The following is a 6,840-nucleotide window of genomic DNA, read 5'->3' on the forward strand; positions in this document are numbered from 1 at the left end:
TCGCCACCGCGTTGAAGGTGCCGCGGTCGATGTCGAGGTCGGCCGCCGTGACGGTCTCCACCGTGCTCGGGATCTTGTAGAGCGGCTGCTCGCCGCCGCGCAGGCGCGGCGATCCGGCGGACGAGACCGGTGCCGCGCTCGGCGACACGACCGGGGTCGCGCCGAGCGGCGGGGCGGCCCGTGTGGAGCCCGAGCCGGAGCCGCCGACCGGCGTCGTCGACACGACGCTGATCTCCGACAGCGTCACCGAACTCTGTGCCCAAGCTGTTCCGGGTAACAGCGCAACCGATACGAGAAGGCTGTTTCGAAATGTCCCCATTATCATCCTCGACCCAATGCACGTCGTTTTTTAGTTGTGGCGGCTTCACGAGGCCAAACCTTGCGTCGAACTTATTCATTGCTCAAAAGCTTGGGGCAACACGCCTCGTCCGAGAAACACCAAAGTTTGTATGGACTGCGGCAAGTTTTAGCGTTCGAGTTGCGTATGAGCAACATAATCATGAGAGATCTGGAGGCTAATGGGTTGATCCGGCAATAATGCCCGGGATCTTTTGGCAATTGATTTACTTGCGAATGTCTGCGGGTGATCGTTCCGATCACCGCGGTGCTCACAGATCGGCATATGCTGCCCGCATCTAAAGGCCAAAATTTTGGAGGATTGATTGGATGACAAGGCGCCCTTTGATCCTCACGCTTTCCAAGCGCAACAGGCTACCAAGGACCATAACTGGAGACGGACTGATTTTGGTTGCAGGAGCAAATCCGATCAGTGTTAGGTATGAAATTCTTTTAACTAAAAAATCTGATAGAGTTCTTGCAAGAGGTAAAATTTGGTGTAAAAATGCCCAATTATTAAACCTATGGTTAGTGCCTTTATTGTGTCTTAAGCTGGAAAACAGCGAAAGGATAATGATTTCACTTACGGAAATTGGCAAGGAGTTTGCCAACATTACGGTGGTGGATTTAAAAGCTCGGAAGCCTGTCTTGGCCTATGTGGAGTGAAAGGGCGCGGCGATGCTTACGAGCGGCCTCAACACGGTACGTGCTGTGCAATCCGCGCTAGAGGCGGCTGGGGTTGAATTTATCAACCACGGCAGGGCGGGCATCCGGTTCCGCGAGCGGAAAGGGTCGTGAAGGGCAAGCTGCGTCCCAGCCTGCACTACCGTCTCGTGCTCTTAACGCGCGAGCGACGCTTCTACGCCGAAGGCTACCGAGACATCCTGCAGCTGCAGAAGCTGGGACTAGTCGAGCCGACGGGGATCGCCTCCGACAACGGCTCGCAGGAATGGCAGATCACCGACGCTGGCCGTATCGCCCTACAGGATCACGATAAGGACGGGACATAATCCTTGGTAGAAGAGCCATTCTGTTTCGCGAGCGGAAAGGATCGGCATCAGCGTCCCCCGACCATGTTGAGCAGCGCCACACCGGCCGCCGCCAGGACGTTGCCCCGCCCGCCCCACGCGAGCGCCACGAACGGGATTGCGACCTCTAGCAGCTCGGTCTCAGGCGCCTCGGCCTCGCGGTCCCCATCATCGCCGCGAAGCCACACCATCTGGCTCCCGTGATGGTTCAGTGCATTGGTGGGCTTCCCTAATACCAGATCCAAGATCGACAGGCTTATAACCGAGCCGTGGGCAACCCCGAGCCCGCGCCCTGTCCCATCCCATCGGGCGATGCCCTTCGTCTATCGTCGCAGAACGCATGCGAAAGGGGCCGGCTCCCATCCGAGCCGGCCCCCCTTCCGATCCGACGCCGTGCGGTTCAGAAATTGTAGCGCATACCGCCGCGCACTGCCTGGATCGTGTCCGTGGAGGCAAGCTCGGCATCGTAGGCGACGAAGCCGGCGAGCCCCGGGGCCAGCTCGGTGCTGAGCCCCAGCCCGACCAGGGCTCGGTCGCGATCGAGGCGCCGGCCGTTGACTAGGAACGGCACGGTCGGAGCGAGGGCGAAGGCGCTGCTGATCGTCCGGCTCACATCGGCGAAGTCGTGGACGTAGGCCGCCTTGATCCAGAGCGAGACCGCCCGGCCGCCGAGCACCGCTGTCGCGGTCTCCAACCGACCGCCGACGAGGGTGCGGGCCGAGAGGAAGTCGCGGGCCGCGATGTTCAGGTTGAACGGGCCGAGGCCAGTCTCCTGCACACGGTCCTGATCGAAGGTGTTCACCTGGAAGCCGACGAAGGGCGAGAACACCGCGGCTGGGGCGAAGGCGACGCGGTAGCCGAGTTCGCCGGCCGAGATGAACTGGTCGCCGCTCACGTTGCCTTGGGCACCGCCGGGCTGGAGCTGTGGCACGCCGATCGAACGGTTCACCCGGCCCTCGGTGCGGGCGTAGCCGAGCGCGAGGTTGCCGTAGACCGGGCCGTTCGCGAAGCCGCCGTAGACGCCGACCTGGGCGTTATCAGTATGAGCCCGCTCGCCGGTGCGGTTGAGCGAGACGTCGACCGAGCCATAGCCGGCGGCGATGCCGAGTACGGTGCCAACCTGCGGGTGGAAGTCGATGCCGGTGGCGAGGCCAGCGATCGTCTCGCTGCGGCCGGCGGCGTTGGCGGTGGAGTCGACGCTGCCGAACTGGCCGTAGCCGGTGGCCCAGAGCCCGTAGCCGCGGTTGGTCTCGATTACCCGCGGCTCCGGAACCGGGCCGCGGCTCGGCAGGTCGGCGGCGTAGACGGTGGGCGGCAGTGTGAAGCTCTGCGGCCCGGCCTCCGAGCTGGCGGCGTAGGCCCGCGACAGCAGCTGGCTGCCGAAGGCGCGGCCCGAGCGGAGCTGCGGGTCGGCGAGCGACGCGTAGGCCTGGCCGGCGACCCGGTCGAGGGTCGAGGCGATGCCGGCGTTGCTTTGATTGTCGATGACGAGGAGCGCGGCCGGGTTGTTGGCGAGCGCCGCGTCGAGGCCGCGGGCGGCGTTCGCCTGGTTGCTCGTCTGCGCCACGAGGCCGAAGCTCTGCTGCGCCAGGGTGATGTAGGCGTTGTTGCCATCCGTCGACGCCGTCGGGCGGATCAGGAAGGGCAAGCTGCCGCTATCGGTCACGGCGGAGAAGGTGCCGCTGACGCCGCCGGCGGCGGTGAGCACAGTGTAGCGGGTGTTGGGCAGGTAGGTGCCGGGCGCCGCGATCAGGCTCGCGGTGCCGTTGAGCGTAGCGGTGCCCGAGGCGACAAGGCGAGCGGCTTGGCCGTCCGCGGTGATCGCGCTCTGGAGCGTTCCACCGGCCTGTTGCACGTAGTTGGTCACCGAGAGCGCGCCGTAGGGGGTGGCCGCGTTGCCCGGGGCGACGAGGCCGGCATTCGTCAGGGTGCCGGCGATCCGGCCGGTACCACTAAGCGTGCCGGCTGAGCCGACGAGCGTGTTGGCGGCCAGCACCGAGTTCACGGTGAGCGATCCGCCGGCGACCGTCGCGCCGCCGGAGAAGCTCTGCGAGGTGCCGTTGGCCAGCGTCCAGGCGCCATCGGCCTCGCGCAGGGTCGTGAAGCCGACGACGTTGCTGGCCAGCGTCCCCGTGCCCGTCAGCGTCAGGGCGTTGACGCCGAGCCCGTTGGCGGTGATCGTGCCGCCGACCGTCGAGCCGGTGCCCAGCGTCACCGCGTTGCGGCTCGCGGCCACGTCGTTGAAGGTGATCGCCCCGCTGATGCGGCCGGTGTTGGTCAGCGTCTGGTTGCCCCTCCCGTAGAGGATGCTGCCGTTGATCGTGCCGGCGTTGACGGTGGTGCTGTTACGGCGGTTGGCGGTGGTCGCGTTCTGCGGGTCGGCGTCGGTGAAGCGCACGTCGCCGTTGATTGTGCCGGCGGCGGCGTTGTTGAGGAAGGCGTTGCCGGCGCCGTAGACGACGATGGCCTGCCCGCCGGTTGGGCCGGTGATCGTGCCGGCGTTGTTGATGGTGTAGCTCTGCGCCCGCCCCTGGATGGCGCGGACCCCCGTCCCGGTGCCGCTGATCGTGGCGCCGGCCCGGTTGTTGATCGTGAGCGCAGCCACGTCGTCGTCGGAGTCGATGGCCGCGACCGCCGCGGTGCCGGTGCCGTTGCGGGTCGCCGAGATGATGCCGGAGTTGGTGACCGTCATCGAGGCGATGTTCTCGCCGGCGTAGACGCCGCGCGAGATGCCGACGCCGTTCTCGGTCACCGCGATGGTGCCGTTGTTGACGACCGCGGCGTTGGCGAAGTCGGCGCCCGTCGAGTTCGCGAGCACGCCGTAGACGCGGGTGGCGGCGGTATTAGCGCGGCCCGCCGCGCCGGTGTCGGTGATTGTGCCGTTGTTGACGACCGTGGTGTTGGAGCCCGACAGGTTCACCCTCTTGTTGGTGAGCGTGTTGTTGACAGTGAGCTGCGCGCCCGAGCCCGTCACCTGGATCACGCCGGCGACGTTCTGGGTCGAGCCAGCGCCGAGGGTGAGATTACCGCCGGCCACCGTCAGGTTGCCCGACAGGGTCTGCACTGATCCGTTGCCCGTGGTCCAGGCGCCGGCGGTCTGCGTGAGGTTGGTGAAGCCGGCCACGGTGCCGGTCAGGGTGCCGGTCCCGGCAAGGTTGAGGTTGTTGGTGCCAAGCCCGCGCGCGATGATGTTGCCGCCGATGCTTGATCCCGTGCCGAGGTTGACCGTGTTGACGGTTCCAGCAACCGTGCCCGCGGTCGCTACGTCGAGAAAGCTAATGTTGCCGCTGATCCGGCCGGTGTTGTTGATGACCTGATTGCCGTTGCCGAAGGCGAGATTACCGTTGATCGTGCCGGCGTTGTTGACCGTGCCGGTGCGGCGCAGATTGACCACCGTGGCGGCCGTCTGAAGGTCCTGATCGAAATTGCGGACGTCGCCGTTGATTACGCCAGTGGCAGCGTTGGTAATCACCGTGTTGTAGGGGCGCACCGTGGTGGCGTCGCCGACATTTCCTGGGTTGAGCGCGAAGATGGCGATCGCTGCCTCGCCGGCTGTGGAGTTAGTGACCGTTCCGCTGTTGTTGATCTCGTATTGGGCGGCGCGGCCGCCAATCGCGCGGGTGTTGGTGCCGATGGCGGTGATGCGGCCGGCCGCGGCGTTGTTGATTACTAGGCGGTCAGTGTCGTCGTCTGAGTCGATGCCTGCGACCACGGCGGTGGTCGCCGTCGCGGTTGCCCCGCGGGCCGCCTGGATCAGGCCGCTGTTGTTGATCGTGAACAGGGTGGTGTTCTCACCGGAATAGATACCCCGGGCGATGCCGTTGCCGTTCTGGGTCACCGCAATCGTGCCAGCGTTGTTCACTGTCGTGCTGGTGTATTGAGCAGTGCTCGGCGCGCTCGAATAAGCGCCATAGACGCGCGTCGTAGCGTTACCAGCCGGCGCGGTCAGCGTGATCGTGCCGGTGTTGTTAAGTGTCGACAGGTCGCCGGCGAGGTTGACGCCGAAGTTGTCGCGGTTGACCGGCGCCGTGTTGCTGATCGTGCCGGCATTGTTTACCGCGCTGGAGCCGTTGACACGGACGTTGGTGAAGCCCGGGTTGGCGCTAGCGCTGGTCGCCTGCGATCCGACAGCAGTCCCGGCGGCGATATTCACGGTCAGCCCGGTCACGGCGGCGGGGGCGACGAAGCCGTTCGGCTGGCTGCCTGTGCAGGTAACCGTCTGGCCGTTGGCGGGGACGGCCGGCTGACAATCCGCGTACGCATCGGCGACGAGGACTGCCCAGACCGGAACGGTCAGCAGCAAGCTCCGGCGCAAAGATGTGCCTGTAGACGTCATCGAACCCCCCAATCTACAACAGAATTATTTAAACGCCGTCTTATTTTTAAGGACGGTCAACTAAGCTTAATACGGAGTGGTGCGGTTGAGTCAACCTAAGCACTAGTTCATTTATGAACCCGGTTTATACATTTTATCTAGTGATGCAAATAAGATACTGCAGGCAGGTACGTTTCTAAGAATATCGAGTATAGCCTGGTTTTTAAGAAATTTTGTTAGGATGGATGAGAAATTACAACCGGGATAATATGGCAATTGCTCGTTCCACGTAGAAGCCGCCTTGGAAAGATGTTCAGTCGGTCCGGCGTTCTTTGAAGTGCGCCAGGCGTGAAGGAATGCCAATAAGAAAAGAAGCTTACCGGTATCCGCCCTTGTTCAGTAGGGAGGGGAGACACGGTTGCTATCTTGGTCTTCCACCCACTTCGCCACCATGTCGAGCAGCGCCGCACCGGCCGCCGCCACGACGTTACCGGAGCCCCGCCAGGCAGCGCCGATACCGGCAGCACGGTCTCTGGCGCCTCGGCTTCCCGGTCCCCGTCGTTCCCGCGCAGCCACACGACCTGACTGGCTTGATGGTTCGGGATTGGCGCTCGGGCGACGGTTCAAGAGGTTGCGCATGTCAGCCTCCCCTCAGACGATCGGCAGGAAGCCGTAGGCGAACACGCCCCCGGCGATGATGGTGACGGCGGCCAGCAGCTCGGCGCCGGCATCCATGAAGCGGCGGGCGCGGACGTGCGCGGTGAGATCCGCCGGCAGGCGGAGGCGGTCCCGCGCGCCGCGTTGCCGGCCGTGGCGTCCGCGCTGTGGAAGGCGTTCGGAGAGGGGCACCTGTCCGAGGCCGAGGCCGAGACGCTGACCTTGTCGTCGCTGATCATCGAGGAGCGGATAGACCGAGATCCAACCTTAGCCACCCCGCCCAATTGGCCTCAGCGAAATGTCGGATAGACGACCGTTTTCCGGGCACACGTAAGCGACTGGTTTCGACCCCATAGCGGACGGCTGGAAGGTCTGCTTGTTGATTTCCGCTGAGAGTTGACCCGGCGTTTTCGTTGAGAAGTGACCCAGGTTCAGGGGTTGATGTTTATCATTGGGTGGGTCTGGTCAACTCACGGTGCGGCTCCTTTTCGGCTTTCCGGCTGC

The 6,840-nt window shown here is 64.2% G+C and carries 6 protein-coding genes; 2 read left to right on the forward strand and 4 right to left on the reverse strand.

What is annotated here, in order from left to right; all coding sequences use genetic code 11:
• Window positions 1-247 (reverse strand): hypothetical protein (locus tag FV234_RS24785; protein WP_210250978.1); only part of this gene is annotated, 247 nt, incomplete at its 3' end.
• Window positions 248-681: 434 nt separating this feature from the next.
• On the opposite strand from FV234_RS24785, the gene FV234_RS24790 reads away from it, so the two are divergent.
• The gene (locus FV234_RS24790) at window positions 682-1,002 is read left to right on the forward strand and encodes a hypothetical protein (protein ID WP_147832316.1); all 321 of its coding nucleotides are present in this window, start codon (window positions 682-684) and stop codon (window positions 1,000-1,002) included.
• Window positions 1,003-1,130: 128 nt separating this feature from the next.
• On the forward strand, window positions 1,131-1,346 hold the full coding sequence (locus FV234_RS24795) for a hypothetical protein (protein WP_147832317.1): 216 nt from the start codon (window positions 1,131-1,133) through the stop codon (window positions 1,344-1,346).
• A gap of 47 nt (window positions 1,347-1,393) precedes the next feature.
• Here FV234_RS24795 and FV234_RS26390 read toward each other — a convergent pair whose 3' ends face one another.
• The 3 genes from FV234_RS26390 to FV234_RS26395 all read right to left on the reverse strand — a co-directional run bounded on the left by FV234_RS26390 (window position 1,394) and on the right by FV234_RS26395 (window position 6,528).
• On the reverse strand, window positions 1,394-1,555 hold the full coding sequence (locus FV234_RS26390; RefSeq protein ID WP_187273801.1) for a hypothetical protein: 162 nt from the start codon (window positions 1,553-1,555) through the stop codon (window positions 1,394-1,396).
• 209 nt (window positions 1,556-1,764) lie between these two features.
• Window positions 1,765-5,679 carry an autotransporter domain-containing protein gene (locus FV234_RS24800; protein ID WP_210250979.1) on the reverse strand — a complete coding sequence of 1,305 codons (3,915 nt, stop codon included), beginning with the start codon at window positions 5,677-5,679 and terminating at the stop codon, window positions 1,765-1,767.
• 651 nt (window positions 5,680-6,330) lie between these two features.
• The gene (locus FV234_RS26395) at window positions 6,331-6,528 is read right to left on the reverse strand and encodes a hypothetical protein (RefSeq protein ID WP_187273802.1); all 198 of its coding nucleotides are present in this window, start codon (window positions 6,526-6,528) and stop codon (window positions 6,331-6,333) included.
• Window positions 6,529-6,840 lie beyond the last annotated feature (312 nt).

The sequence above is a fragment of the Methylobacterium sp. WL8 genome (genome assembly GCF_008040045.1).
Taxonomy (GTDB): Bacteria; Pseudomonadota; Alphaproteobacteria; order Rhizobiales; family Beijerinckiaceae; genus Methylobacterium; species Methylobacterium cerastii.